The 25,364-nt window shown below is 69.7% G+C and carries 21 protein-coding genes and 1 pseudogene; 14 read left to right on the forward strand and 8 right to left on the reverse strand.

The genetic code is table 11. The features are described 5' to 3' along the window. Positions 1–306: 306 nt before the first annotated feature. Positions 307–1,365 (reverse strand): LacI family DNA-binding transcriptional regulator, encoded by a 1,059-nt coding sequence (locus tag WS62_RS05310; RefSeq protein WP_066568691.1) that lies wholly within the window; start codon positions 1,363–1,365, stop codon positions 307–309. Positions 1,366–1,552: 187 nt separating this feature from the next. Here WS62_RS05310 and WS62_RS05315 point away from each other — a divergent pair, with 187 nt between their 5' ends. The 5 genes from WS62_RS05315 (at position 1,553) to WS62_RS05335 (ending at position 7,908) form a co-directional block, all read left to right on the forward strand. Continuing rightward, complete coding sequence (locus WS62_RS05315; RefSeq protein ID WP_066568695.1) at positions 1,553–2,692, forward strand: ABC transporter ATP-binding protein; 1,140 nt, start codon at positions 1,553–1,555, stop codon at positions 2,690–2,692. Positions 2,693–2,701: 9 nt separating this feature from the next. Next, a complete protein-coding gene (locus tag WS62_RS05320; RefSeq protein ID WP_066568697.1) occupies positions 2,702–4,684 on the forward strand; it encodes a beta-galactosidase in 1,983 nt (660 codons plus the stop codon). Between the two features lie 61 nt (positions 4,685–4,745). Further along, positions 4,746–6,005, forward strand: a complete 1,260-nt coding sequence (locus WS62_RS05325; protein WP_066568700.1) for an ABC transporter substrate-binding protein — start codon at positions 4,746–4,748, stop codon at positions 6,003–6,005. A 46-nt stretch (positions 6,006–6,051) separates the two neighbouring features. After that, on the forward strand, positions 6,052–7,047 hold the full coding sequence (locus WS62_RS05330) for a carbohydrate ABC transporter permease (protein WP_442855060.1): 996 nt from the start codon (positions 6,052–6,054) through the stop codon (positions 7,045–7,047). 9 nt (positions 7,048–7,056) lie between these two features. Beyond that, positions 7,057–7,908, forward strand: coding sequence for a carbohydrate ABC transporter permease (locus tag WS62_RS05335; protein ID WP_066568702.1), 852 nt, complete (start codon positions 7,057–7,059; stop codon positions 7,906–7,908). Between the two features lie 79 nt (positions 7,909–7,987). Here the strand turns inward: WS62_RS05335 and WS62_RS05340 are convergent, their stop codons facing one another. The 6 genes from WS62_RS05340 to fliE form a co-directional block, all read right to left on the reverse strand. After that, positions 7,988–8,707: a PepSY-associated TM helix domain-containing protein gene (locus tag WS62_RS05340; RefSeq protein ID WP_066488336.1), complete on the reverse strand. Its 720-nt coding sequence runs from the start codon at positions 8,705–8,707 to the stop codon at positions 7,988–7,990. A gap of 297 nt (positions 8,708–9,004) precedes the next feature. Then, positions 9,005–9,322 carry an EscU/YscU/HrcU family type III secretion system export apparatus switch protein gene (locus WS62_RS05345; protein ID WP_066568707.1) on the reverse strand — a complete coding sequence of 106 codons (318 nt, stop codon included), beginning with the start codon at positions 9,320–9,322 and terminating at the stop codon, positions 9,005–9,007. Beyond that, positions 9,319–10,797, reverse strand: coding sequence for a flagellar hook-length control protein FliK (gene fliK / locus WS62_RS05350; RefSeq protein ID WP_066568708.1), 1,479 nt, complete (start codon positions 10,795–10,797; stop codon positions 9,319–9,321). The genes WS62_RS05345 and fliK overlap by 4 nt, the downstream gene beginning before the upstream one ends. Positions 10,798–10,909: 112 nt before the next feature. Then, positions 10,910–11,236, reverse strand: coding sequence for a flagellar protein FliT (locus tag WS62_RS05355; protein WP_066568710.1), 327 nt, complete (start codon positions 11,234–11,236; stop codon positions 10,910–10,912). Further along, positions 11,233–11,667 carry a flagellar export chaperone FliS gene (fliS, locus tag WS62_RS05360; RefSeq protein WP_066568712.1) on the reverse strand — a complete coding sequence of 145 codons (435 nt, stop codon included), beginning with the start codon at positions 11,665–11,667 and terminating at the stop codon, positions 11,233–11,235. The genes WS62_RS05355 and fliS overlap by 4 nt, the downstream gene beginning before the upstream one ends. A gap of 128 nt (positions 11,668–11,795) precedes the next feature. Then, positions 11,796–12,140: a flagellar hook-basal body complex protein FliE gene (gene fliE / locus WS62_RS05365; protein WP_066568714.1), complete on the reverse strand. Its 345-nt coding sequence runs from the start codon at positions 12,138–12,140 to the stop codon at positions 11,796–11,798. 252 nt (positions 12,141–12,392) lie between these two features. Between fliE and fliF the strand changes: the two genes are divergently transcribed. From fliF to WS62_RS05395, 6 genes are read left to right on the forward strand one after another with little or no spacing between them, the layout of a single operon-like run. Further along, positions 12,393–14,189, forward strand: a complete 1,797-nt coding sequence (gene fliF / locus WS62_RS05370) for a flagellar basal-body MS-ring/collar protein FliF (protein ID WP_066568716.1) — start codon at positions 12,393–12,395, stop codon at positions 14,187–14,189. After that, complete coding sequence (gene fliG / locus WS62_RS05375; protein ID WP_059471519.1) at positions 14,179–15,174, forward strand: flagellar motor switch protein FliG; 996 nt, start codon at positions 14,179–14,181, stop codon at positions 15,172–15,174. Before fliF ends, fliG begins: the two co-directional genes overlap by 11 nt. Next, entirely contained in the window at positions 15,167–15,847 is a 681-nt protein-coding gene (gene fliH, locus WS62_RS05380; protein ID WP_066568718.1) for a flagellar assembly protein FliH, read from the forward strand. The genes fliG and fliH overlap by 8 nt, the downstream gene beginning before the upstream one ends. Next, positions 15,841–17,406, forward strand: a complete 1,566-nt coding sequence (gene fliI / locus WS62_RS05385) for a flagellar protein export ATPase FliI (RefSeq protein WP_066568721.1) — start codon at positions 15,841–15,843, stop codon at positions 17,404–17,406. The genes fliH and fliI overlap by 7 nt, the downstream gene beginning before the upstream one ends. Before the next feature lie 5 nt (positions 17,407–17,411). After that, on the forward strand, positions 17,412–17,864 hold the full coding sequence (gene fliJ, locus WS62_RS05390) for a flagellar export protein FliJ (RefSeq protein WP_059471516.1): 453 nt from the start codon (positions 17,412–17,414) through the stop codon (positions 17,862–17,864). Between the two features lie 36 nt (positions 17,865–17,900). Next, positions 17,901–19,316, forward strand: a complete 1,416-nt coding sequence (locus WS62_RS05395) for a flagellar hook-length control protein FliK (RefSeq protein WP_066568723.1) — start codon at positions 17,901–17,903, stop codon at positions 19,314–19,316. Positions 19,317–19,352: 36 nt separating this feature from the next. On the opposite strand, the gene WS62_RS05400 is transcribed toward WS62_RS05395, so the two are convergent. Next, positions 19,353–20,996, reverse strand: a complete 1,644-nt coding sequence (locus tag WS62_RS05400) for a GMC family oxidoreductase (protein WP_066568724.1) — start codon at positions 20,994–20,996, stop codon at positions 19,353–19,355. A gap of 227 nt (positions 20,997–21,223) precedes the next feature. Between WS62_RS05400 and WS62_RS05405 the strand changes: the two genes are divergently transcribed. From WS62_RS05405 to WS62_RS05415, 3 genes and pseudogenes are all read left to right on the forward strand, one after another. After that, positions 21,224–22,903: an isovaleryl-CoA dehydrogenase gene (locus WS62_RS05405; RefSeq protein WP_066568726.1), complete on the forward strand. Its 1,680-nt coding sequence runs from the start codon at positions 21,224–21,226 to the stop codon at positions 22,901–22,903. Positions 22,904–22,937: 34 nt separating this feature from the next. After that, positions 22,938–24,356, forward strand: a complete 1,419-nt coding sequence (locus WS62_RS05410) for a coniferyl aldehyde dehydrogenase (RefSeq protein WP_066568728.1) — start codon at positions 22,938–22,940, stop codon at positions 24,354–24,356. A 35-nt stretch (positions 24,357–24,391) separates the two neighbouring features. Beyond that, positions 24,392–25,217: pseudogene (locus WS62_RS05415) on the forward strand (LysR substrate-binding domain-containing protein); the annotation flags it as partial. Between the last annotated feature and the right edge of the window lie 147 nt (positions 25,218–25,364).

The raw sequence follows: 25,364 nt of genomic DNA on the forward strand, positions 1-25,364 counted from the left end.
GGGTGGGCGGTGTGGGTGGTCGGGCGGGGTTGTGGGTGAGCGGCGTGGGTGTGCGCGTTGGCGGTTGGCGGTTGGCGGTTGGCGGTTGGCGGTTGGCGGTTGGCGGTTGGCGGTTGGCGGTTGGCGGTTGGCGGTTGGCGGTTGGCATTCGGCATTCGGCATTCGGCATTCGGCATTCGGCATTCGGCATTCGGCATTCGGCATTCGGCATTCGGCATTCGGCATTCGCTAATCGCTAATCGACGCTCATCATTCAGCGCTGCAGCCAAGCCACAAGCCACTCGGCTCTCGCCGCCACCGCGATACTCAGCGATCGCGCGTCCCACCATGCGCGGGCCGCGCGCGCCCCGTCGTCCCGCGCACGAGCAATCTCGGCGCGGAAGTCGTCCGCGCGCGCGCCGCTGCCGGCAGCGCCTCGCCGACGCCCCCACCCGTCTCGCGCAACGCGTTCAGCAGCTCGACCGCCAGGTCCGCCGCCTCGTCGATCGGAATCGCGACGGTCGTGAGCGCCGGCCGCACGTCGTTCGCCAGATGAATGTTCGTGATCCCGATGATCGACAGATCGTCCGGCACCCGCCTGCCGCGCTCGGCCGCCGTGTGCATCGCGCCGATCGCCGGCAAGTCGTTCGTCGCGAAAAGCGCGCTCAGGCGCGGCTTCGCGTCGAGCAGCCGGCGCGCCGCGCGCGCGCCGCCGTCGATCGTGTCCGGCTCGCAGGCGACAGCCGCGACGTCGAGACCGTGCTCGCGCATCGTGTCGACGAAGCCGTCGAATCGCGCCGCGTGCACGCCCGCCTCCGAACAGCCGCCGACGATCACGCCGACGTCGCAATGCCCGAGCGCGATCAGGTGCTGCGCCGCGAGCCGCCCCGCCAGCCGGAAATCGACCGCGACGCACGGCAGCGCGTCGGGCAGCGCGTCCGGGCGCTCCCACATGCACAGCACGACGGGCACGCCGCGCCGCTGCACGTCGAGCAGGTCCGGCAGATGCAGGTTCGCGTTCGTCACGAGGATGCCTTCGGAGATCGTCCCCGCGATCTGGTCGAGGTACGCGCGGCCTTCGGACGGGTTGTCGTTCGTATTGCAAACGATCAGGAACTGCCCGTTGCGCCGCACCGCCTTTTCGACCGCCAGCGCGAACTCCGGGTAGAACGGGTTTGCGATGCTCGACACCATCAGCGCGACCGTCGGCGCGCGCCCTTCGGCGAGCGCGCGGGCGGCAAGGTGCGGCCGATAGCCGAGCGCGCGCACCGCGTCCAGCACGCGCGCGCGCGTATCGGCGCCGACGCGCCCGCGGTTGCGCAGCACGTTCGATACGGTCGCGGCGGTCACGCCCGCGCGCTGCGCGACCTCATTTAACGTCGCCATCTCGCCTCTCACTATCTGAGCGGGTTATTCAATATTTGATTCGCGAATTTTTCTGGCGCACCATCGTCGCACATCGAGTCGCCGGAACACGGGCGCGGCCCATCCGCGATCGCAGGCGGTCATTTTTTTGAGCTTGATGATTAAGCGCTTAATCACACGCAGCGCATTAGAACATGGAGTGGAGACGATGGCGAGCATTTCATTGAGGCGCGTGCAGAAAGCGTATGGAGACGGCGCGCGGGTCATCCGCGACGTCGATCTGGAAATCGGCGCGCACGAATTCTGCGTGTTCCTCGGGCCGTCCGGCTGCGGCAAATCGACTTTGCTGCGGATGATCGCCGGGCTCGAGGATCTGAGCGACGGCGAGCTGCTGATCGACGGACGACGCGTCGACGATGTCCCCGCCGCCGAGCGCGGCGTCGCGATGGTCTTCCAGAGCTACGCGCTGTTTCCGCACATGACGGTCTACGAAAACATGGCGTTCGGCCTGAAGCTCGCGCGCACGCCGAAGCCGGAGATCGACCGGAAAGTGCGCGACGCGGCGCGCATCCTGCAACTCGACGCGCTGCTCGACCGCAAGCCGAAGGCGCTGTCGGGCGGCCAGCGGCAGCGCGTCGCGATCGGCCGCGCGATCGTGCGCGAGCCGAGCGTGTTTCTGTTCGACGAACCGCTGTCGAATCTCGACGCGACGCTGCGCGGGCAGACCCGCATCGAGATCGCCCGCCTGCACCGGCAGTTCGCGAACGCGAGCGTCGTCTACGTGACGCACGATCAGACCGAAGCGATGACGCTCGCGGACAAGATCGTGCTGCTGCACGCGGGCGCCGACGCCGCGCGCGACGGCAGCATCGCGCAGATCGGCACGCCGCTCGAGCTCTATCACCATCCGAACAGCCGGTTCGTGGCGGGCTTCATCGGCTCGCCGCGGATGAATTTCGTGCCGGCCGTCGTCGCCGCGCGCGACGCAAATCGCACGACCGTCACGCTCGCCTCCGGCGAAGCGCTGACGCTGCCGCGCGACGGCACGGCGCTGCGGGCCGGCGACGAAGTGACGCTCGGCATCCGCCCCGAGCATCTCGCGCTCGCCGACGAGCCAACGCCCGCGACGCTCACGCGCGACGTCGCGCTCGTCGAGCATCTCGGCGAGCTGAGCTACGTGCATCTCGACGAGCCGGGCGGCGCGCCGCTCGTCGCGAAAGTGCCGGGCGACGCGCGGCTGCGCGCGGGCGATCGCGTGCGGCTGCACGCGCCCGCCGCCGCCTGCCATCTCTTCACCGCAGACGGCCGCGCGGTGCCCGCGTGCGCCGACGTTCACCACTACGCATAAGGACTCGGCATGCGCATCGGCGTTTGTTACTACCCGGAACACTGGCCCGAATCGATGTGGGCGGAAGACGCCCGCCGGATGAAGACGCTCGGCATCGAGCAGGTGCGGATCGGCGAATTCGCATGGAGCCGCATCGAGCCGTCGCCGGGCGAATTCGACTGGGGCTGGCTCGATCGCGCGATCGACGTGCTCGGCGCGGCGGGACTCGACGTCGTGATGTGCACGCCGACCGCGACGCCGCCGAAATGGCTGATCGACCGCCATCCCGACATCCTCGCGACCGGCGCCGACGGCCGGCCGCGCGCGTTCGGCTCGCGCCGCCACTACGATTTCTCGTCGCCGACGTACCACGACGCGTCCCAGCGGATCTGCACGGCGGTCGCCGAGCGCTACGGCCGGCATCCGGCCGTGCGCTACTGGCAGACCGACAACGAGATGGGCTGCCACCACACGGTCGTCAGCTACTCGCCCGCCGCGCTGGCGCGCTTTCGCAACTGGCTGAAGGCGCGCTACGGGACGATCGACGCGCTGAACCGCGCATGGGGCACGGTGTTCTGGAGCATGGAGTACCGGCGCTTCGACGAGATCGACGCGCCGATCGGCACCGTGACCGAAGCGCATCCATCGCATCGCCTCGACTATCGCCGCTTCGCGTCGGACGAGCTCGCGCGCTATCACAGGATGCAGGTCGACGCGATCCGCGCGCATTCGCCCGGGCGCGGCGTCACGCACAACTTCATGCAGCTCTTCACCGAGTTCGATCACTACGAGGTCGCGCGCGATCTCGATTTCGCCGCATGGGACAGCTACCCGCTCGGCGCGCTCGAAGAGCAATGGTTCGCGCCGGAGCTGAAGGCGCGCTGGCTGCGCACGGGCCATCCGGATTTCGCGTCGTTCAATCACGACGTCTATCGCGGAATGTCGAAGCAGCCGTTCTGGGTGATGGAGCAGCAGCCGGGCCCCGTCAACTGGGCGCAATGGAATCCGGCGCCGCTGCCCGGCATGGTGCGGCTGTGGAGCTGGGAAGCGTTCGCGCACGGCGCAGGCTGCGTGTCGTATTTCCGCTGGCGGCAGGCCCCGTTCGCGCAGGAGCAGATGCACGCCGGGCTGAACACGCCGGACAACGCGCTCGACGTGGGCGGTCATGAAGCCGCGCGCGTCGCGCGGGAAATCGCCGCGCTGCGCGACGCCGCCGGCGCCGGCGCCGATGCCGAGGTTCGCGCGCAGGTCGCGCTGATCTACGACTACGAAGCGACGTGGCTGTTCGACGTGCATCCGCAAGGCGCGGATTTCCACTATCCGCGCTTCGCGTTCGAGTACTACTCGGCGCTGCGTGCGCTCGGCTTCGACGTCGACGTCGTTCCGGCCGGCGCGCCGCTCGACGGCTACCGGCTGATCGTCGTGCCGCCGCTGCCCGTCGTGCCGGACGGTTTCGCCGCGCGGCTCGCGGCGTCGAATGCGCATGTCGTGCTCGGGCCGCGCAGCGGCTCGAAGACGCGGGATCTGCAGATCCCGCCGACGCTGCCGCCCGGCCCGCTCGCATCGATCGTGCCGATCCGCGTGTGGCGCGTCGAGTCGCTGCGGCCAAACGCCGCCGAGCGCGTCGAAGGCGCGTTGCGCGACGGCACGGCGTTCTCGGGCGTCGCGCGTCACTGGCGCGATCTCGTCGAACTGCGCGACGGCGCGCGCGGCAACGTGCGCGCGCGCTTCGCCGACGGCCATCCGGCATGCATCGCGCACGGTCGGCTGCATTACTGGGCCGCCCTCTTCGACGAAGGCACGACCGAGCAGCTCTTCGCCGACGTCGCCGCCGAAGCGGGACTCGCGCCCGCGCCGCTCGGCGACAGCGTCCGCGTGAGCCGCCGCGGCGGGCTCACGTACGTCTTCAACTACGGCGACGCGCCGCACACGATCGACGCGGTTCCGCCGTCGGCGTTCGTGCTCGGCGACGCACAGGTCGAGCCGCGCGGCGTCGCGGCCTATCGCGGCTGACGGCGTCGGCGGTACCGGCGCCGCGCGGCGTCGTTCATCTACACCAACATCGGAGACACACATGAACCATCGCCCCATCCGCTTCATTGCCGGGCTCGCGGCGACGGCCGCCGTCGCGGTCGCGTCGTTCGGCGCCGCGTCGCCCGCCGACGCCGGCACGCTCGCGATCAACATCGCGTTCAAGGGCGCGAGCCAGCGCGCGGTGTGGCAGTCGACGATCGACGCGTTCCACAAGGCGCACCCGGACATCGACGTGAAGGCGACCTTCGTCGACGAAGAGGCGTACAAGGTCCAGTTGCCGGCGTGGCTCACGACGGTCGCGCCCGATGTCGTCAACTGGCACGCGGGCGAGCGGATGGCGTACTACGCGCGGCGCGGCCTGTTCGAGGACCTGAGCGCCGACTGGGCGAAGAACGGCTGGAACGCGATGTATGCGTCGACGCGCGACGCGTCGTCGTACAACGGCAAGCAGTACGCGGCGCCGACCGTCTACTACTCGTGGGGCCTCTTCTACCGGAAGGATCTGCTGCACAAGGTCGGCATCGCCGACGAGCCGAAGACCTGGGATCAATTCCTCGCCGCATGCAAGAAGCTGAAGGCGGCGGGGATCACGCCGATCGCGATCGGCGGCCGCGATGCATGGACGCTCGCCGGCTGGTTCGACTATCTCGATTTGCGAATCAACGGCAACGCATTCCATCAGCGGCTGATGGCGGGCGACGTGCCGTACACCGACCCGCGCGTGAAGAAGGTGTACACGACGTGGAAGTCGCTGATCGACGCCGGCTACTTCGTCGACAACGCGCTGTCCTACGATCTCGACGGCGCGCAGCCGTTTCTGTTCCAGGGCAAGGCGGCGATGATGCTGATGGGCACGTTCATCGCGGCCGGCTTTCCGCGGAACGTGAAGCCGCAGATGGGCTACTTCCAGTTTCCGATCATCGATCCGTCGGTGCCGACCGCCGAGGACGGCCCGGTCGAATCACTGCACATCCCGACGAAGGCGAAGAACAAGGCCGACGCGCGCACGTTCCTCGCGTTCGTCGAAACGCCGGAGATCGGCGCGAAGCTCGCGGATGGGCTCGGCTCGCTGTCGGCGAACAGCAAGTCGCCGGAACCCGACGATCCGATCTCGCGCATCGGCTTCCGGATCCTCGCCGACACGAAGGGCGGCGTCGCGCAGTTCTACGATCGCGACATGACGAAGGAAATGGCCGACGAAGGAATGAAGGGCATGCAGCAGTTCATGGCCAATCCCGCGCAGCTCGACGCCGTGCTCGCGCAGCTCGAACAGACCCGCAAGCGGATCTACAAGAAGTGATTCGGCGGCGGCCGCGCGCCGCCGCGTCCCGTTTCAGGAGTTCGCCGTGCCCCGATCGATCACGCCCCGCGAAATCGACGCCCGCCCCGACGCGCCGCCGCGCCGGGACGCCGCGCCAGTTGCGCCCGCCGCACCCGCCGCACCCGCGGCGCACCCAGCACACGCCGCGACGCCCGCGCGCCGCCCGTCGCTCGCCGCGCGCAAGCAGCAGCGCGCCGCGTGGCTCTTTCTCGCCCCCGCCTGCCTGATGGTTGCCGTCTACGTGATCTGGCCGATCCTGTCGACGATGTGGCTGAGCCTGTACAACTGGGACGGCATGAGCGAGCGCACGTTCGTCGGCATCGCGAACTACGTCGAGTTGCTGCACGCGCCGACGTTCTATACCGCACTGAAGAACAACGTGATCTGGCTCGCGCTCTTCATGCTCGCGCCGCCGCTCGGCCTCGCGTTCGCGCTGTACCTGAACCAGTCGGTCGGCGGCATCCGCCTCGTCAAGTCGCTGTGCTTCGCGCCGTTCGTGCTGTCGGGCGTCGTCGTCGGACTGATCTTCTCGTGGTTCTACGATCCGACCTTCGGCCTGCTCGCGCTCATCGCCGGACATGGCGTGCCCGTGCTCGGCGACGCGCGCTACGCGACGTTCGGCATCGTGCTCGCGGCGCTGTGGCCACAGACCGCGTACTGCATGATCCTTTACCTGACGGGCCTCACGGCGCTCAACGCCGAGCAGATCGAGGCCGCGCGAATGGAAGGCGCGCGCGGCTTCACGCTGTTCTGGCACGTCGTGCTGCCGCAACTGCGGCCGACGACCTTCATGGCGATCGTCGTCACAGTGATCGGCGCGCTGCGCAGCTTCGACCTGATCTCGGTGATGACGGGCGGCGGGCCGTTCGAAAGCTCGACCGTGCTCGCGTATTACATGTACGACCAGGCGATCAAGTACTACCGCCTCGGCTATTCCGCGTCGATCGCCGTCGTGCTGTTCGCGATCATGCTCGTCTATATCGTCTTCCAACTGCGCCGCATGTTGCGCAACGAACAGTGAGGTGCCGCCATGTTTCCGATGCCGCTCCAGCAATGGAAGCCCGTCTCTCGCAATCTGTACAAGCTGTCGCTGCCCGTCGCGCTCGTCGTGTGGCTGCTGCCGATGATCGCGGTGTTCGTCACGTCGGTCCGCTCGACCGAGGAGCTCCAGGAAGGCCGCTACTGGGGCTGGCCGAAGCACTTCTCGATGATCGAGAACTACCGCGATGCGCTGACGACGTCGCCGATGCTCCATTATTTCTGGAACAGCGTGCAGATCACCGTGCCTTCGGTGCTCGGCTCGATCGCGCTCGCGGCGATGGCGGGCTACGCGCTCGCAACCTATCGCTTTCGCGGCAACGCCGCACTGTTCGGCACGTTCGTCGCCGGCAACTTCGTGCCGGTGCAGGTGCTGATGATTCCCGTGCGCGACCTGTCGCTCAGGCTCGGCGTGTTCAACACGGTCGAGGCGCTGATCCTGTTCCACGTCGCGTTCCAGACCGGCTTTTGCACGCTGTTCTTGCGCAACTTCATCAAGCAGTTGCCGTTCGAGCTGATCGAGGCGGCGCGCGTCGAGGGCGCGGGCGAATGGACCGTGTTCTACCGGATCGTGCTGCCGCTGATCCGCCCCGCGCTCGCGGCGCTCGCGATCCTCGTCTTCACGTTCGTCTGGAACGACTACTTCTGGGCGCTGTGCCTCACGCAGGGCGACGAGGCAGCGCCGATCACGGCGGGCGTCGCGGCGCTGAAGGGGCAATGGACGACGTCGTGGAACCTCGTGTCGGCGGGCTCGATCCTCGCCGCGCTGCCGTCGGTCGCGATGTTCTTCGCGATGCAGAAGAATTTCGTCGCGGGGATCACGTTCGGCGCGACGAAGGGGTGAGCGGCATGCGTGCCGATTCGATATCCGCGAAGCGCACCGCACGCCGCGACGCCTTGAAGCGCGCGGCCGCGATCAGCCGTCAGGACAAGCCGGCCGCGAACGCCGCGGCGACCGAGCCGACGACGAGCACGACACCGACCGTGCGCCGCTTGTTGAGTTCGGTCCAGAGCAGCACGCCCGTCAGCGACAGCAGAACCATCGAACCCGCGATCGTATCCATCAGCAGCACCCAGAACAGGTTCATCCCGACGCCGCGGTGCAGGTTGTTGAGCGTCGTGAGAAATGCGTTGTCGGTGCGCTTCACCGACACGTAGCCGTTCCCCATCCAGTACTCGACCTGCACGTTGCCGTGCGGACCGAAGATGCCGAACTGCCAGTGCTCGGGCTGCGTGACGCGACGCTCTCCCCACGCGACGGGCTGCGCCGGCTCCTTCCGAATGCGGCCGAGCCGGCCATCGAACGCGAGTTCGCGCCCGACCCACGCGGCCATGGCGACGGGCGTCGCGGGTGCGGGCGACGGCAGCGCGAGCTGCAACTGGCTAACCTGCGGCTCGCCGGACGAGATCTTGAGCGGCGGCGCGCGGTGATTGAGCAGCACGCCCGTCACGCCGAACAGGAGGCCGAGCACCGCGCCCCACAAGCCGACCCAGCCGTGCACCTTGCGCAGCCACTTGATGAACGTCGCGCGCCGCGAGCGGCGGCGGCGTTCGGCCAGCTCGGCGGCGTCGAGCTTCCTCGGCGCGCCCGGATACGGCACCACCACGCCGGTATGTTTTTCGATCGATTCGGGCGCGTTCACGCTTCGGCTTCCATTCGCATAAAACATCGGGCGGCGCGCAACCGAGTCGCGCGCCGCCCGCTTCAATTAAATGAGAATGGATATCATTACACAGAATGCCGGCGGACTCAATGCTGCGGTCGGGCGGTCGGGCGGTCGGGCGGTCGGGCGGTCGGGCGGTCGGGCGGTCGGGCGGTCGGGCGGTCGGGCAGTCGGGCAGTCGGGCAGTCGGGCGGTTAGCCGGACGAGCATCGCCATCGCGCCGTTCAACCGTCACGCCGTCGCACCGCGGCGTCGCGGCGTCGCGGCGTCACGCATTCAGCGCTTCGGCAACGGCGGAAAGACCGGCTGCGCGCCGCCGCCATCGCCCGCGCCGCTCTCGAGCGCATACAGCCACGCGAGCAGCTCCGCGACCGCCTGATACAACTGCGGCGGAATCCGCGCGTCGAGATCGACCTGCATCAGCAGCGACACCATCTCGGGCGCGGTATGCACGTATAGCCCGGCGTCGCGCGCCCGCTCGATGATCCGCTCGGCGACGAGCCCGTAGCCCTTCGCGACGACGCGCGGCGCGGTATCGTCGCCCTTCGCGTCGTAGGCGAGCACTGCGGCGCTCTTGCGCTGCGGCCCGCTCATCGCGTGAACTCCCAATCGTCGTCAGTCTCGGTCGACGACGGCGGCGTCCGGCGCTCGGCGCTTGCCGCCCCGGCTGCCCCCACCGCATCCGCCAAGCCCGCCGCCCCCAGCGGCCCCGCTTCGCCGCCCGCGGCCGCGCGCGCATACGCGGACGCCGCCGCCCGCGCGACTGTCGTGTCGAAGCCGTCCAGCACGCCGTCGATCGCGCGAATCGACAGGCCGCTCACTTGCAGGCCAAGCGCCTGCAGGCGGGCGCGCAGCGCGTCGCCGTGCGGCGCGAGCCGCGCCGCGCCCGCATCGGTCGCGCGCAGCCGCGCGGTGAGCTGCTCGCCGTTCAGCACGAGCTCCGCGTCGATCGTGCCGAGCGACGGCAGCGCGAGCGTAAGGCGCGTGCGCCAGCCGCCCGCACCCGGGAAATCGGCGTCGGGCGCGGACCGTTCGCGGCCGTGCTGCTCGTCCGGCTCGATCGTCCAGTCGAGCCGCGCGCCCGGCCACGCCTCGCCGATCCAGCGAAACTGATCGGTCGCGAGCAGATCGAGCTGCTGGCGCACGATCGGCAGCGTCGCCGCATGCAGCGATGCCGCGACCGATGCCGGCGTGTCGGCGTTCGAAGGCGGCAGGCCGGCTCGCGTGCCGGACGTCTGCGCGGATGGCGCGGCGGCAGGCTTGCCGTGCGCGTCGGCGAGCGCCGCATACGCGTCGACGGAGCGCGCGAGCGCCGCCGCGTTCGGCAGTGCGCGGCCCGCCGCCGCGCCTTCGCCCGCATCGCCCGCCGTCTGCCCCGCCCCCCGCGCGGCCGCCTGCGCGGGCGCGTCGCGGACGCCTTGCGGCAGCGGCAGGCGCGCGGCGAGCAGCTCGGCAAGCGCGTCGTCGAGCGCATCGCCCGCCTGGGCGGTCTGCGCGCCCGGCTGGCCGCCTGTCGCCAGCCGCGCCTGCGGCTCGCGTGCGAGTTGGGCCGTCGTGCGCTGGCCGGCGAGCCATTGAGCGAGATGGGATTCGTAGAAGAGGCCGCTGCCAGCGACAGCCTGCGCGAGCGCTGCGCTCAGCGCGGCAGCGGGCGACGCGGCAGACGACGCTTGCGCGGCGGTCTGCGCGGCCGATGCGGCAGCGGACGGCGCGGCATTGCCCGCGCCGGCATCGAGCGGCAGGAACAACGGCTCGAGCAGCGCCCCGGCCTGCGCGGCGGAAGCGGGCGGCGCGGGCAGCAGCGGCGCGGCGCCGACGACGGCGGGCGTCGCGCCGCCGCCGTAGCGGGAAATCGCGTCGAGCGTGAGCGCGACCTCGGACAGCGCGGTCTGCGCGGACGCGGGCGGCGGTCCGCCCGTCGCGCCCTGCGGCGGCGCGGCGGCGGGCGGCGCGCGGGACGTGCCGACCGGCGGCGCCGCCGCGCCGCCCGCCGAGGGCTGGATCGCGTCGAGAAGGCTGTCGATGCGGCTCGCCAGGATGGCGGCGGCAGCGGTGTCGATACCGGTCATCGTGAATCCTGACGCGCGCCGGATGAAAATCGGGCAACCCGCGGAGACGAACGCGCGCCGTTCGTCCGTGCAAGCCGGCGCGCCCGAAGGCGGCGGCGCGCCCCGCCCGCCTTCAGCCGCGCGCCCGGTACAAGTCCTTCAGCGTCGAGCGGCTCGCGTGGATGAACGCGGACAGCCGCGCGATCTCGGGGCTCGCGAGATCGCGGATCGCGGCGTCGTCGGCGAGGATGCGGCGGATCAGCTCGAACTTGCGGGTGCGCTCGGCGTCGTCGAGCAGGACGCCCTGCTCGGCCTCCCTCAGCCCGTCGACGAGCCGCAGATACTCGTCCTGCAGCCCGCTCAGCGCATGCCACGACGCATCGCGTGCCGCGACGAGCATCCGTCCGGACACGTCGGCGATCGCTTCGTAGCGGGCAAAGTATTCGTCCTTCCGGTTCATCGCGACTGTTCCGTTCCTGCCTGCGCGGTCATCCTGGCAACCTCCGGGCCGATGCCCGTCCATGCGTCCTCGAGCGTCGCGAGCAGGCCGTCGGCCTCGATCAGCATCGCTTCGCTCGCGTCGACGTTCGCCTGCAGCAAACGCCGGCAAATGTACGTGTAGAGCGCGTCGAGGCGAGACGCGATGTCGCCGCCGACTTCGAGGTTCAGCGACTGCTGCAGGCCGCTCTCGACGATGCGGATCGCCTTGCCGATCGCCTCGCCGCGCGCGGCGACGTTGCCTTGCTGCAGATGCAGCCGCGCATGCGCGATCGCCTGGCGCGCGCCCTGGTAGAGCATGGCAATGAGCCGGTGGGGAGACGCGCCCATCACCCCTGTTTCGACGCCGACGCGCGCATAGGCACTGGCTCCAGCGTGGCCTGGGGTAAACATGGCGCTCCTCCTCTTTGGTGCATTCGATCCGATACCACCGCTCCGTGCGCGACACGGCGCGGCCTTGTACCGACGTTATCGGTAAGGAAGCCCGAAAGCTTTAGAAAAATGACGCGGAGCAACGTCCGTCAGACGGACATCTGCATGACCTCGTTGTAGGCGCTCACTAACCTGTTGCGCACCTGGAGTCCGAACTGGAAGCCGATGTTGGCTTTCTGCATGTCGACCATCACGTCGTTCAGCGACACGTTCTGCGCGCCGAGCTCGAACGCCCCGGCCTCGCCGAGCGCCTTGTGCTGGTCGCCGCTGATCTTGTCGAGCGACGCCTTCATCGCGCTTGCGAACGAGCCGGCCGTCGCCGCGCCGGAACCGGCGAGCGCCGCCGTCGGACTCGCCGCTCCGCCCGTGGCCTGAGCGGCCATCGCCTGCATTTGTTGCAGCGCCGAAGCGATTCCGTTGACGGGGGCAACCATGTGATCTCCGCAGAAGAAGCCGGGCCGCACGTGCCCGGTGGGGGGGGGGAACCCCGGCGTCCCGCGAGCGTTGCGAGGGCCGGATTGCGAAAAAGCATAGCAGCCGCGCAACGGCGAAAGCCGGAGAAGTACGGGCGAAACCCCGCTCTATTCGTCCGATCGCGCTTGACCGCGTTGCGGATAATCGCATCGTGTCAATGTCCGCCTGCTCTGCCGAGCCGGCATTCAGCCCGCAGTGGAGATACTCGACGCATGGACTCGCAGGCCAACTCGCTGATCAATCCCGACGCCCGCTCGAGCCTGACGGGTGCGTCGCCGCAAGCCGCGGCCGCGGCGGGCGCGCTGCCGGGCGCGGCGGCGGGCGGCGCGGATTTCGGCCTGGGCGGCTTCGCCGAACGCATCCCCGGCCTCGCGCGGATGAAGACGAACCCGCGCCTGCCGTTGCTGATCGGCGCGGCGCTCGCGATCGCCGCGATCGTCGCGCTCGTGCTCTGGAGCCGCGCGCCCGACTACCGCGTGCTCTACAGCAACCTGTCGGACCGCGACGGCGGCGCGATCATCGCCGCGCTCCAGCAGGCAAACGTTGCCTACAAGTTCGCCGACGCGGGCGGCGCGATCCTCGTGCCCGCGAACCAGGTCCACGAAACGCGCCTCAAGCTCGCGTCAATGGGGCTGCCGAAGGGCGGCTCGGTCGGCTTCGAGCTGATGGACAACCAGAAATTCGGGATCAGCCAGTTCGCCGAGCAGGTCAACTATCAGCGCGCGCTCGAAGGCGAGCTGCAGCGCACGATCGAATCGATCAACGCGGTGCGCTCGGCGCGCGTGCACCTCGCGATCCCGAAGCCTTCGGTGTTCGTGCGCGACCGCGAGGCGCCGTCGGCGTCGGTGCTCGTCGATCTGTATCCGGGCCGCGTGCTCGACGAAGGCCAGGTGCTCGCCGTCACGCGGATGGTGTCGTCGAGCGTGCCCGACATGCCCGCGAAGAACGTGACGATCGTCGACCAGGACGGCAACCTGCTCACGCAGACCGCGTCGGCGTCCGGCCTCGACGCGAGCCAGCTCAAGTACGTGCAGCAGATCGAGCGCAACACGCAAAAGCGCATCGACGCGATCCTCGCGCCGATCTTCGGCGCCGGCAACGCGCGCTCGCAGGTGAGCGCCGACGTCGATTTCTCGAAGATCGAGCAGACCTCGGAGAGCTACGGCCCGAACGGCACGCCGCAGCAGAGCGCGATCCGCAGCCAGCAGACGAGCACCGCGACCGAGCTCGCGCAAAGCGGCGCGTCGGGCGTGCCGGGCGCGCTGTCGAACACGCCGCCGCAGCCGGCGTCCGCGCCGATCGTCGCGAGCAACGGCCAGCCGGGCGGCCCGGCGGCGACGCCCGTCAGCGACCGCAAGGATTCGACGACGAACTACGAGCTCGACAAGACCGTGCGTCACGTCGAGCAGTCGATGGGCACGATCAAGCGGCTGTCGGTCGCGGTCGTCGTCAACTATCAGCCGGCCGCCGACGCGAAGGGCCACGTGACGATGCAGCCGCTCACCGCGGAAAAGCTCGCGCAGATCCAGCAGCTCGTGAAGGACGCGATGGGCTACGACGAGAAGCGCGGCGATTCGGTCAACGTCGTCAACAGCGCGTTCTCGACGGCCGCCGATCCGTTCGCCAACCTGCCGTGGTGGCGCCAGCCCGACATGATCGAGCTCGGCAAGGACATCGCGAAGTGGCTGGGCGTCGCCGCCGCGGCCGCGGCGCTCTACTTCATGTTCGTGCGCCCGGCGCTGCGCCGCGCGCTCCCGCCGCCGGCGGAGCCCGCGGCGGCCGCGGTCCCGGCGCTCGACGGCCCGAACGACGCGATCGCGCTCGACGGCCTGCCGAGCCCCGACAAGAAGCAGCTCGCCGACGAGGACGACGAGCACCCGGCCCTCCTCGCCTTCGAAAACGAGAAGAACCGCTACGAACGCAATCTCGACTACGCGCGCACGATCGCGCGCCAGGATCCGAAGATCGTCGCAACCGTCGTCAAGAACTGGGTGTCCGATGAACGCTGAAGGCTTGAACAAGAGCGCGCTCCTGCTGATGTCGATCGGCGAGGAGGAGGCCGCGCAGGTATTCAAATTCCTCGCGCCGCGCGAGGTGCAGAAGATCGGCGCCGCGATGGCCGCGCTGAAGAACGTCACGCGCGAAGAAGTCGAGGGCGTGCTGAACGACTTCGTGCTCGAGGCGGAGAAGCACACCGCGCTGTCGCTCGATTCGAGCGAGTACATCCGCTCGGTGCTGACGAAGGCGCTCGGCGAAGACAAGGCGGGCGTCCTCATCGACCGCATCCTGCAAGGCAGCGACACGAGCGGCATCGAAGGCCTCAAGTGGATGGATTCGGCGGCCGTCGCCGAGCTGATCAAGAACGAGCATCCGCAGATCATCGCGACGATCCTCGTGCACCTCGACCGCGATCAGGCGTCCGAGATCGCGTCGTGCTTCACCGAGCGGCTGCGCAACGACGTGCTGCTGCGGATCGCGACGCTCGACGGCATCCAGCCGACCGCGCTGCGCGAGCTCGACGACGTGCTCACGGGCCTGCTGTCCGGCAGCGACAACCTGAAGCGCGCGCCGATGGGCGGCATCCGCACCGCGGCCGAGATCCTGAACTTCATGACGAGCGTGCACGAAGAAGCGGTGCTCGAGAACGTCAAGCAATACGATCCGGACCTCGCGCAGAAGATCATCGACCAGATGTTCGTGTTCGAGAACCTGCTCGAGCTCGAGGACCGCGCGATCCAGCTCTTGCTCAAGGAAGTGGAGTCGGAAGCGCTGATCGTCGCGCTGAAGGGCGCGCCGCCCGCGCTGCGGCAGAAGTTCCTGTCCAACATGTCGCAGCGCGCGGCCGAGCTGCTCGCCGAGGATCTCGACGCGCGCGGCCCGGTTCGCGTGTCCGAAGTCGAGACGCAGCAGCGCAAGATCCTGCAGGTCGTACGCAACCTCGCCGAGAGCGGCCAGATCGTGATCGGCGGCAAGGCGGAAGACGCGTATGTCTGATCGCACGAGCGCGTCGAGCAAGCCCGTCACCGCGTACCAGCGGTGGGAGATGGCTTCGTTCGATCCGCCGCCGCCCCCGCCGCCCGACGACGGCGGCGCGGCGGCGGCCGCGCTCGCCGCCGAACTGCAGCGCGTGCGCGACGCCGCGCACGCGGAAGGCCTCGCGGCCGGCCACGTCGAAGGCCAGGCGCTCGGCTATCAGGCAGGCTATGAACAAGGGCGCGCGAAAGGCTTCGACGACGGCCAGGCCGAGGCGCGCACGCAAGGCGCGCAGCTCGCCGCGCTCGCCGCATCGTTTCGCGACGCGCTCACGGGCGTCGAGCGCGATCTCGCCGAAGACATCGCGACGCTCGCGCTCGAGATCGCGCAGCAAGTCGTACGCCAGCACGTGCAGTACGACCCGGCCGCGCTGATCGCGGCCGCGCGCGAGGTGCTCGCCGCGGAGCCCGCGCTCGCCGGCGCGCCGCATCTGATCGTGAATCCGGCGGATCTGCCCGTCGTCGAGGCGTATCTGAGCGACGAGCTCGACACGCTCGGCTGGAGCGTGCGCACCGACGCGACGATCGAGCGCGGCGGCTGCCGCGCGCAGGCATCGACGGGCGAAATCGACGCGACGCTCACCACCCGCTGGGAGCGGGTCGCGGCCGCGATCGGCAAGGTGAGCGCATGGTGAGCGACGCATCCGGCGCGCTCGGCCGCGACGAACTCGACGCGCTCGAACGCGAGCTCGCGCTGGCGTCGCGCGGCCCCGAGCACGTCGATGCGGCCGCGCACGACATCGGCGCCGGCGCGCACCCTCATCACCCTCGCCCGCTCGCGGCGCCGCCCGCGACATCGCGCGCGGCGCTCGCGAATCCGCATCTCGCGCACTGGCGCGCCCATCTCGACGGCATGCGCGAGCGCAACGCGCGCGCGCTGCCGCTGCGTCCGTGCGGACGCCTCACGCGCGCGGCGGGTCTCGTGCTCGAAGCGATCGGGCTGCGCCTGTCGGTCGGCGCAGAATGCACGATCGAGCTGCCCCCGGGCAGCGCGCTGCCGTATGCGGAAGCCGAAGTCGTCGGCTTCGCGGGCGACCGCCTGTTCCTGATGCCGACCACCGCCGTCGCGGGCGTGCTGCCCGGCGCGCGCGTGTGGCCGCTCGAAAGCGCGCCCGTCGCCGATCCGCTCGCGGGCGCGAAGCGGCTGCCCGTCGGCTGGGAAATGCTCGGGCGCGTCGTCGACGCGTCGGGCCGCCCGCTCGACAATCTCGGGCCGCTCGCGTCGAAGGTCGACGCGCCGCTCGCCGCGCCGTCGATCAACCCGCTCGAACGCGAGCCGATTCATCACGTGCTCGACGTCGGCGTGCGCGCGATCAACACGCTCCTCACCGTCGGCCGCGGCCAGCGGATGGGCCTCTTCGCGGGCTCGGGCGTCGGCAAATCGGTGCTGCTCGGCACGATGGCGCGCTACACGAGCGCCGAGGTGATCGTGATCGGCCTGATCGGCGAGCGGGGCCGCGAAGTGAAGGAATTCATCGAGCAGATTCTCGGCGAGGACGGGCTCGCGCGCTCGGTCGTCGTCGCCGCGCCGGCCGACGTGTCGCCGCTCTTGCGGATGCAGGGCGCGGCGTACGCGACGTCGCTCGCCGAATACTTCCGCGACCAGGGCAAGCATGTGCTGCTCTTGATGGATTCGCTCACGCGCTATGCGATGGCGCAGCGCGAGATCGCGCTCGCGATCGGCGAGCCGCCCGCGACGAAAGGCTATCCGCCGTCGGTGTTCGCGAAGCTGCCCGCGCTCGTCGAGCGCACCGGCAACGGACCGGAAGGCGGCGGCTCGATCACCGCGTTCTACACGGTGCTCACCGAAGGCGACGACCAGCAGGACCCGATCGCCGATTCCGCGCGCGCGATCCTCGACGGCCACATCGTGCTGTCGCGCTCGCTCGCGGAAGCCGGCCACTATCCGGCGATCGACATCGAAGCGTCGATCAGCCGCGCGATGACCGCGCTGATCGACGACGCGCACCTCGACCGCGTGCGCCAGTTCAAGCAGATGCTGTCGCGCTACCAGCGCAACCGCGACCTGATCGCGGTCGGCGCGTACGCGCCCGGCCGCGACGCGCAGCTCGACCGCGCGATCGCGCTTTACCCGCGCATCGAATCGTTTTTGCAGCAAGGCTTTCGCGAATGCGCACCGTACGCGCCGAGCCTCGCCGCGCTCGATGCGCTGTTCGATATCGAAGGAGGCTGATCGCCATGGCCCAATCCTTTCCTCTGCAACTCCTGCTCGACCGCGCGCAGCACGATCTCGACGCCGCGACGAAGCAGCTCGGCCACGCGCAGCGCGAGCGCACCGACGCGCAGACGCAGCTCGACGCGCTCGTGCGCTATCGCGACGAATATCGCGTGCGCTTCGCCGAATCCGCGCAATCGGGGATGCCCGCCGGCAACTGGCGCAACTTCCAGGCGTTCCTCGACACGCTCGACGCGGCGATCGACCAGCAGCGGCGCGTGCTCGCCGCCGCGGAGACGCGCATCGACGCGGCGCGCCCCGAGTGGCAGGCGAAGAAGCGCACGCTCGGCTCGTACGAGATCCTGCAGGCGCGCGGCGCGCAACAGGAAGCAAAACGCGTCGCGAAACGCGAGCAGCGCGACGCCGACGAGCACGCGGCGAAAGTGCTGCGCATGCGCGCGGAAGCGGCGAAGTAAGCGCCGCGCCCATCGAACCCGAACACGAGATCCGACATGCCTCCTCTTCCCCTGATCGGTATGCTGCTCGGCGCGGCGAGCACGATGATCAAGTCGTCGTCCGGCTCCGCGGCGAACGCGTCCGGCTCGTCGAGCGCGTCGTCTGGCGATGCGTCGTCGGCCGCGCCGTTCGCGCAAACGCTCAAGCAGAGCGTGCAGACGCAGCGTCAGACCATCGCGAATGCGAACGTGAACGCGCAGAACGCCGGCAACACGACGAATGCCGCGGCGAACAACGCGGCGAATTCGTCCGGCTCCGGCGCGAGCGCGCAGACGACGGCGAGCGCGGGCAACGCGAAGAGCGCCGGCAAACCGGATGACGGGGACGACGACCCAACCGCGACGCAATCGGCGAGCGCCGACGCGGCGGCGCTCGCCGCAGCCGCATCGCTGCAAGCGCAGTTGCAAGCGCGGCCCGACGCACAGACGGCGCAGGCGGCGCAGACGGCCGCCGATGCGGCCGCCGCGCAAGCGGGCACGGGCGACGCCGCCCATCCGTCGACCACGATCGCGGCGGGCGCCGCTCAGGACAGCGCCGCTTCGTCCGATCGCGCCGGCGCGCAGCAGCCGATCGGCGATGCGCTGAATGCCGCGTTGAGCAAGCTCACGGGCGCCGGCAAGACGAGCGCGGCGACGACGCCCGCCGCGCTGCCGGCGAGCCAAGGCAACGCGCCGCTCGCCGCGAACGGCTCCGCATTCGACAAGATGCTCGCCGGCGCGAAGGCTCCGGGCATGCAAACCGCACTCACCGATGCGTCGGGTGCGACCCCCGCGGCCACCATGGCGAATACCGCCGCGAATGCGGCCCAGCCGGACGCGGCGGGCGCGCTCGCCGCGTTGCAGGACGCGGCCGATTCCGCGCGCGCGACGCTCGCCGCCTCGACCGCGCCGGCTGCGCTGCAACAGGCGGCGCCGGCCGCGCTCGCCACGAACGCAGCGGCGGCTTCGGCGGCGCCGACGCTCGCACCGCCCGTCGGCACGCCGGACTGGGCCGACGCGCTGAGCCAAAAGGTCGTGTTCCTGTCGAACGCGCATCAGCAGAGCGCGGAGCTCACGCTGAATCCGCCCGATCTCGGGCCGCTGCAAGTCGTGCTGCGCGTCGCGGACAACCACGCGCACGCGCTCTTCGTGTCGCAGCACGCGCAGGTGCGCGACGCGGTCGAAGCCGCGCTGCCGAAACTGCGCGAAGCGATGGAAGCGGGCGGACTCGGGCTCGGCAGCGCGAGCGTCAGCGACGGCGGCTTCGCGTCCGCGCAACAGCAGCAGACCCCGCAACGACAATCGTCGGACGCAGCCGCGACGCGACGCGCGTTCGGCGCGACGACGGCCGACGTCGCGCTCGACGACGTCTCAGCGACAACCTCCAGCGGCGCGACGCGACGCAGCGTCGGGATGGTCGACACGTTCGCCTGACGGCCGCGCCCGCGGCCGCCTGCACGGCAGCGCGCATCAGCCGCCGTGCGTCGCCGCGACCCGCTCGCGAGCGGGCGCGGCCTGCCCTTTGCGCGCGGCCACGATGAACTCCGCCGCGCGCTCGCCGATCATCACGGTCGGCGCATTCGTGTTGCCGCCGATCAGCGTCGGCATCACCGACGCATCGACGACCCGCAATCCTTCCACCCCGTTCACGCGCAATTGCGGGTCGACGACCGCGCGCGCATCGGTGCCCATCCGGCACGTGCCGACCGGGTGATAGATCGTGTCCGCGTGCTCGACGATCGCCGAGCGCAATTGCGCGTCGGTGTCGTTCGGATCGGTGTACAGCTCGCGCCCGCCTTGCGATGCGAGCGGCGCGGCGGACAGTATCTTGCGCATCGCCTTCGCGCCGCGGATCAGCAGGTCGAGATCGCGCTCGTCGCTGAAGAAGCGCGGATCGATGAGCGGTGCGACGCGCGCGTCGCTGCTCGCGAGCGCGACGTTGCCGCGGCTCTTCGGCCGCAGCGCGCACACGTGCAGCGAATAGCCGAAGCCCCAGTGCATGTTGCGGTTGTGGTCGTCGACGAGCGCCGTGCAGAAATGCAGTTGCAGATCGGGGCGATCGAGGCCGGGGTCGCTCTTGATGAAGCCGCCCGCCTCGGCGACGTTGCTCGTCATCATCCCTTCGCGCTTCGACAGGTAGCTGAACAGCGCGGGCGTCATCTTCGCGACGCCGCGCACGCAGATGCCGACGAGCTCGGACGAATTCACGCGCTTGTTGATGATGAAATCGATGTGATCGATCAGGTTCTCGCCGACGTCGGGCGCATCGTGCACGAGCGCGACGCCGTGACGGCGCAACTGCGCGGCGGGACCCACGCCGGAGCACATCAGCAGTTGCGGCGTATTGAACGCGCCTGCGGACAGAATGACTTCCGCGCGCGCGCCGAGCGTCTCGACGCGTCCGCCGCGCGCGACCTCGACGCCCGTCGCGCGCTTGCCGTCGAACACGACGCGCAGCACCGTCGCATCGACGATCACATGCAGGTTCGGCCGCGTGCGGCCGTACACATAAGCGCGCGCGACGCTGCAGCGCGCGCCGTCGCGGTGCGTGACCTGATAGAAGCCGACGCCTTCCTGATTCTCGCCGTTGAAGTCGTCGTTGAGCGGATAGCCCGCTTCGTGCGCGGCCGCGATGAATCGTTCGGAGAACGGATTACGGAAGCGCAGATCGGATACCGTGAGCGGGCCGTCCGCGCCGTGCCATTCGTTCGCGCCGCGCTCGTTGCCTTCCGCGCGGCGGAAGTACGGCAGCACGTCGCGCCATCCCCAGCCGGTGCAGCCGAGCTGCTCCCATTCGTCGTAATCGTGCGGATGGCCGCGCGTGTAGATCATCGCGTTGATCGCACTCGAGCCGCCGAGCCCGCGGCCGCGAGGCTGATAGCCGCGGCGTCCGCCGAGGCCCGGCTGCGGCACCGTTTCGTAGCCGTAGTTCGTGCCGAGCTTGAACGGCACGAGCGCCGCGATCCCCACCGGCATGTTGACGAGCAGATTGCGTTCGGTGTGACCGCCCGCTTCGATCAGCGCGATCGTCGCGTCCGGGCACGCATCGGCCAGGCGACCCGCGAGGCTCGATCCGCCGGACCCGGCCCCGACGATAATGTAGTCGTACTGCATGTCACGTCTCCCTGTTTGTCATCAACGGCGGCTGGAATCGCGATCGAGACAGCCGGCTTGCGTCGCCATGTTCGCGCATTTTAGGAACGCAAGACGAGCCGGGACATCCCGACTCAAGAGCGATTCCTCTAAACGGCGGCGTGAACTAAATTTAAGATGATCGGATTCGCCTCGCGCGGAGGATGCGGCCAACAGAAGCCGGGCCCCGCGAAATGGGAGACAAAGGCATGCAGCAAGACCTTCTGGCGGCGACGCACCGGGTGACGAACCAGGCGCCGCCGCTTCACGATTACAACGCGTTTGAAACGGATGCCGCGCTCGTGGCCGCCGTCGAACGGTACGGCGCGAGCTGGCATCAAACGGCGCTCGCGCGCGACGGCGCCGCGCTGACGACGCTCGACGCGCTCGCGCTCGCCGATCTCGCCAACCGGCACGCGCCCGAGCTGTCGACGCACAGCCCGCGCGGCGAGCGGATCGACGCACTCGAATTCCATCCGAGCTGGCACCGGCTGCTCGCGCTGCTGCGCGACGAAGGGCTGCACGCGCTGCCGTTCTCGGACCCGCGGCCGGGCGCGATGGTCGCGCGCTGCGCCGGGTATTTCCTGCATGCGCAACTCGAATCGGGCTCGCTGTGTCCGCTCACGATGACGTTCGCAAGCATTCCCGTGCTGCAGCGCGAGCCGGCCCTTTTTGCGACGCTGCGCGACAAGCTCTATTCCCGCGAGCACGACGCGCGCGACGCGCCGCTTCCGGAAAAGCGCACGATGATGGTCGGCATGGGAATGACCGAGAAGCAAGGCGGCTCCGACGTGCGCAGCAACGAGACGCAAGCGTATGCGCTCGGCGCGGGCGGACGCGGCGAAGCGTATCGGCTCGTCGGTCACAAATGGTTCTTCTCCGCGCCGCAATGCGACGCGCATCTCGTGCTCGCGCGCACGACGGAACACGCGGGCATCTCGTGCTTCTACGTACCGCGCTTTTCGCCGGACGGCACCAAGAACGCGGTACAGGTGCAGCGCCTGAAGGACAAGCTCGGCAACCGCTCGAACGCGAGCAGCGAAGTCGAATTCCTGAATGCGTACGGCGTGATGATCGGCGACGAAGGACGCGGCGTGCCGACGATCATCGAGATGGCGAACTACACGCGGCTCGATTGCGTGATCGGCAGCGCGGCGCTGATGCGCGCGGCGCTCGTGCAGGCGATCCACCATGCGCGGCATCGCAGCGCATTCGGCCGCCTGCTCGCCGATCAGCCGCTGATGCGCAACGTGCTCGCCGATCTGGCGCTCGAATCGGAAGCGGCGACCGCGCTCTTCATGCGGCTCGCGCATGCGTTCGAAGAGGATGCGTCGGCGCGCTCGCCGCAGGCGCGCGGCTGGCGCCGCATCGTCACGCCGGCCGCGAAGTTCTGGGTCTGCAAGCGCACGCTCGAATTCACCGGCGAAGCGATGGAAGTGTGGGGCGGCAACGGCTACGTCGAGACCGCGCCGATGGCGCGCTTCTATCGCGAAGCGCCCGTCAACTCGATCTGGGAAGGATCGGGCAACGTCATGTGTCTCGACGTGCTGCGCGCGATCGAGCGCGAGCCCGACGCGGCCGCCGCGCTCTTCGCCGAATGGCGGGATGCGGCAAAGCACAGCGCGCCGCTCGCCGATGCGCTCGCGGAATTGACGCGCCTTCTGTCCCTCGAACCCGAGCAGCGCGAAGCGTGCGCGCGCCGGATCGCACAACGCATCGCACTCGTCGCGCAGGCCTCGCTGCTGCTGCGCGACGGGCCGCCCGCCGTCGCCGAGGCGTTCGTCGCCACGCGCTTCGGCGACGCCAGCAGCGAAACCGGACGCGTTTATGGAACGCTGCCGGCCACCTTCGATCACGCCGCGCTCATCGAGCGGGCGTTCCCGGCCTGAATGCCGGCCACACCCGTATCGCACTGGAGACGCCATGAAGAACGATCTGCCCGGTTTAGCCACCCTCGACGCACTGCTGCGCGACCAGCGCGCCGCATATCTGCGCGCGCCGTATCCGTCGTGGGCAACGCGCGCCGACCACCTGCGCGCACTGCGCAAGATGCTGCTCGACAACCGCGACGCGCTCGCGGCGGCGATCAGCGCGGACTTCGGCCATCGCGCGAAGGAGGAAGTGCTGATGTCCGAAATCTGGCTCGCGAAAGAGGAAATCGACGAAGCGCTCAAGCACGGCAAGCGCTGGATCAAGCCGAAGAGCCGGGCGATGAACAAATGGATGCGCCCGGCGCGCGCGAAGGTGATGCCGCAGCCGCTCGGCGTCGTCGGCATCGTCGTGCCGTGGAACTACCCGGTGCTGCTCGCCGCGGGGCCGCTCATCTGCGCGCTCGCCGCGGGCAACCGCGCGATCATCAAGATGTCCGAACTGACGCCGCGCACGTCGCAGCTGTTCGAGGAACTGATCGCGAAGACCTTCGCGCGCGATCACGTCGCGGTCGTCAACGGCGATGCTGAAATCGGCGCCGCGTTCAGTGGGCTGCCGTTCGATCACCTGCTCTTCACCGGCTCGACGAACGTCGGCCGCCACGTGATGCGCGCGGCCGCCGAACACCTGACGCCCGTCACGCTCGAGCTCGGCGGCAAGTCGCCCGTGATCGTCGGGCCGCGCGCACGCTTCGACGCGGCGGTCGATGCCGTCATCACCGGCAAGACGCTGAACGCGGGCCAGACCTGCATCGCGCCCGACTACGTGCTCGTGCCGCGCGGCAAGGAAGCAGCGTTCGTCGCGCGCGCGAGAGAGCGGATGGCGAAGCTCTATCCGAACCTGTCGACGAACCCGGACTACACGTCGATCGTTTCCGAGCGTCACTTCGCGCGGCTGCAGCGGCTCGCGAGCGAAGCGCAGGAAGCGGGCGCGCAGCTCCATCCGCTCGCCGACGCGGTACCCGATCCCGCGCTGCGCCGGCTGCCGCCCGTCCTCGTCACGCAGGCGCCCGACGCGTCGCAGTTGATGCAGGAGGAGATCTTCGGGCCGCTGCTGCCGATCGTCCCGTACGACACGCTCGACGATGCGATCGCCTACGTGAACGCGCGCCCGCGGCCGCTTGCGCTGTATCTGTTCGACGAAGACCGCGCGACCGTCGAGCGCGTGATGCGCGACACGATCTCGGGCGGCGTGACGGTCAACGACACGCTGATGCACATCGCGTGCGGCACGCTGCCGTTCGGCGGCGTCGGCGCGAGCGGGATGGGCGCGTACCACGGCTACGACGGCTTCGTCACGTTCTCGAAGATGAAGCCCGTGCTCACGCAGCCGCGTCTCAACACGCGCGGCATGATCGCGCCGCCGTACGGCAAACGCTTCGCCGCGATTCTCAAGATGATGCTGAAGTTCTGACGCGTCGCCGCCGAGGCCGGACGACCGAAGGGCCGCAGCGCCTGCACATGGCGCAGCCGCCGCTGTCCCGGCAAGTGCGCCTGCTCGAGCACCAGATCGGCACCGAGTTGCTCGAGCGCACGCGCCGCTCGGTGAAGCTGACGGCGGCCGGGCGCAGCTTCCTGCCCGATGCGGCCCGCATTCTGCGACTCACCGACGAAGCGGCGGCGAGCCGCGCGACGCGTCGCGACGGGCGCGGCCGGCACGCTCGCGATCGGCTTCACCGCGTCGGTCGGCTATGGCTTGCTGCCGTCGCTCGTGAGCGCGGTGCGCGCCGCGTCGCCGGACGTGCGGCTGACGCTGAAGGAGATGGTGAGCGGCGCGCATCTGGAAGCGCTCGACGCGCGGCTGATCGACGTCGGGCTGCTGCGCCCGCCCGTCGAGCACGGCGAGCTCGCATCGGTGCCGTGCGTGCGGGAGGCGCTCGTGCTCGCGTTGCCGGAGGCGGCCGCCGACGCATGGCCGAAGCGCCCGACGCTGCGCGATTGCGAGGGCCGGCCGCTGCTGATGTACTCGCCGTACGAGGCGCACTATTTCCACCAACTGGTGAGCGGACTGTTCGAGCGCGCCGAGGTGCTGCCCGACATCGTCGAATACGTGAGCCAGATCCATTCGATGCTGGCGCTGGTGCGCGCGGGCATCGGCGCCGCGCTGATTCCGGCGGCGGCGTCGATGCTGCACTTCGAGGGGGTCGTCTATCGGCCGGTGCGCACGACGCCGGCGAAGCCCGTCGAGCTGATGCTCGCGTGTCGGAAGGACAACGACAATCCGGTGTTCGGCGCGCTGAAGGACGTGCTGCGCAAGTCGCTCACGGGCGGCCGTCGAAGCAGGGCGTCGGCGCCGCCGACGCCTGCAAGGGACGCGATGACGCGCGTGCGAAGCGAGCCTCGTCGCATGCGACGCGATCAATCGATCGTTAGGGAAGCTGACGTTATGGAATCGCGAAGACTGCGGCGCACACGCCCATGA

It is taken from the genome of Burkholderia sp. ABCPW 14 (assembly GCF_001523835.1).
In the GTDB taxonomy this organism is placed as follows: Bacteria; Pseudomonadota; Gammaproteobacteria; order Burkholderiales; family Burkholderiaceae; genus Burkholderia; species Burkholderia mayonis.

Bases quoted from the DNA above. Each gene is read 5' to 3' on its own strand.
- WS62_RS05325 (WP_066568700.1), top strand. From the start codon at position 4,746: ATGAACCATCGCCCCATCCGCTTCATTGCCGGGCTCGCGGCGACGGCC.
- WS62_RS05315 (WP_066568695.1), top strand. From the start codon at position 1,553: ATGGCGAGCATTTCATTGAGGCGCGTGCAGAAAGCGTATGGAGACGGC.
- WS62_RS05400 (WP_066568724.1), bottom strand. From the start codon at position 20,996: ATGCAGTACGACTACATTATCGTCGGGGCCGGGTCCGGCGGATCGAGC.
- fliF (WP_066568716.1), top strand. From the start codon at position 12,393: ATGGACTCGCAGGCCAACTCGCTGATCAATCCCGACGCCCGCTCGAGC.
- WS62_RS05320 (WP_066568697.1), top strand. From the start codon at position 2,702: ATGCGCATCGGCGTTTGTTACTACCCGGAACACTGGCCCGAATCGATG.
- fliG (WP_059471519.1), top strand. From the start codon at position 14,179: ATGAACGCTGAAGGCTTGAACAAGAGCGCGCTCCTGCTGATGTCGATC.
- WS62_RS05405 (WP_066568726.1), top strand. From the start codon at position 21,224: ATGCAGCAAGACCTTCTGGCGGCGACGCACCGGGTGACGAACCAGGCG.
- fliS (WP_066568712.1), bottom strand. From the start codon at position 11,667: ATGTTTACCCCAGGCCACGCTGGAGCCAGTGCCTATGCGCGCGTCGGC.
- fliK (WP_066568708.1), bottom strand. From the start codon at position 10,797: ATGACCGGTATCGACACCGCTGCCGCCGCCATCCTGGCGAGCCGCATC.
- fliI (WP_066568721.1), top strand. From the start codon at position 15,841: ATGGTGAGCGACGCATCCGGCGCGCTCGGCCGCGACGAACTCGACGCG.
- fliE (WP_066568714.1), bottom strand. From the start codon at position 12,140: ATGGTTGCCCCCGTCAACGGAATCGCTTCGGCGCTGCAACAAATGCAG.
- WS62_RS05355 (WP_066568710.1), bottom strand. From the start codon at position 11,236: ATGAACCGGAAGGACGAATACTTTGCCCGCTACGAAGCGATCGCCGAC.
- WS62_RS05345 (WP_066568707.1), bottom strand. From the start codon at position 9,322: ATGAGCGGGCCGCAGCGCAAGAGCGCCGCAGTGCTCGCCTACGACGCG.
- WS62_RS05310 (WP_066568691.1), bottom strand. From the start codon at position 1,365: ATGGCGACGTTAAATGAGGTCGCGCAGCGCGCGGGCGTGACCGCCGCG.
- fliJ (WP_059471516.1), top strand. From the start codon at position 17,412: ATGGCCCAATCCTTTCCTCTGCAACTCCTGCTCGACCGCGCGCAGCAC.
- WS62_RS05410 (WP_066568728.1), top strand. From the start codon at position 22,938: ATGAAGAACGATCTGCCCGGTTTAGCCACCCTCGACGCACTGCTGCGC.
- WS62_RS05335 (WP_066568702.1), top strand. From the start codon at position 7,057: ATGTTTCCGATGCCGCTCCAGCAATGGAAGCCCGTCTCTCGCAATCTG.
- fliH (WP_066568718.1), top strand. From the start codon at position 15,167: ATGTCTGATCGCACGAGCGCGTCGAGCAAGCCCGTCACCGCGTACCAG.
- WS62_RS05395 (WP_066568723.1), top strand. From the start codon at position 17,901: ATGCCTCCTCTTCCCCTGATCGGTATGCTGCTCGGCGCGGCGAGCACG.